This window comes from Saccharicrinis sp. 156 (assembly GCF_050589685.1).
Lineage (GTDB): Bacteria > Bacteroidota > Bacteroidia > Bacteroidales > Marinilabiliaceae > Saccharicrinis.
Genome location: NZ_JBNGOS010000105.1, coordinates 1 through 865, shown reverse-complemented (window position 1 = coordinate 865; position 865 = coordinate 1). Strand labels below are relative to the sequence as shown.

Annotated in this window: 1 protein-coding gene; it reads left to right on the top strand. The window is 44.0% G+C overall.

The genetic code is table 11. The features are described from left to right. On the top strand, positions 1-265 hold a 265-nt coding region (locus ACRD64_RS25230; protein WP_430937416.1), incomplete at its 5' end, for a hypothetical protein. Positions 266-865: the final 600 nt, after the last annotated feature.

The following is an 865-nucleotide window of genomic DNA, read 5'->3' as shown; positions in this document are numbered from 1 at the left end:
TGCTACCGGCATTTATGGGGTCGCTACCGGCCAAAATGACCTGGCTACCGGCATTTATGGGGTCGCTACAAGACAAAATGACCTGGCTACCGGCATTTATGGGGTCGCTACCGGCCAAAATGACCTTACTACCGGCTTCCGGGACTTACAGGTAAACCTTTTTGAACAAACCCGGGTAAGCCCGGGCTTTCATTTGCCCGGCGCTGTTGCGTCATGTGGGGGAGTAGTGACAACGAAATTTACCGAACACTGTCGAGTAAAATAGATATTCCCCGAAACTCAAGTGGGGCGACGGTGTCTGCCTCAATGGAAAATGCAGCGATCGATATTTTTATGGCTATTTCTTTTTCAAACCGCTGTGGAATCATAACATATCATTCCGGACCGACTAAGTATTATTTCGTCCGTTGTATTGATCAGAATAGCAAGCGTTTTAAACGGGTTAGTATGCTGTCCGGGTCATTCATCCGCCTTCATGCAAAAGCGTTAAAAAAAATCAGTAACCGAAGCGTTAAGAAAGAATTGTTGCGATAAGTGCGTGTAATATGAAGCTGGCTTAGGGATTACCGGTCGGCGCAAAAATCAATAAAGGTAAAAGCGGTTTGAACCCATTACAGGCCTTAGAAATCCTGTTACGCCATTCAGCTACCCCAAAACAAGGCGTTTCGCTGAGTTGCTTCCACTTTTAATCCTGGCCTACTTTTGTATTACGCTGGAGGGGTTTGCACAATGGTAAAATATCACCCTATCATACCAGGTCTTGATTGCTGCAGCTACCCCATAAGTCTGCAACCCATAGTTGATATTATCTTAAAAACTTTTAACCGATAATAAATTCTGTTTTTGACCTTTTTATTATATTTGA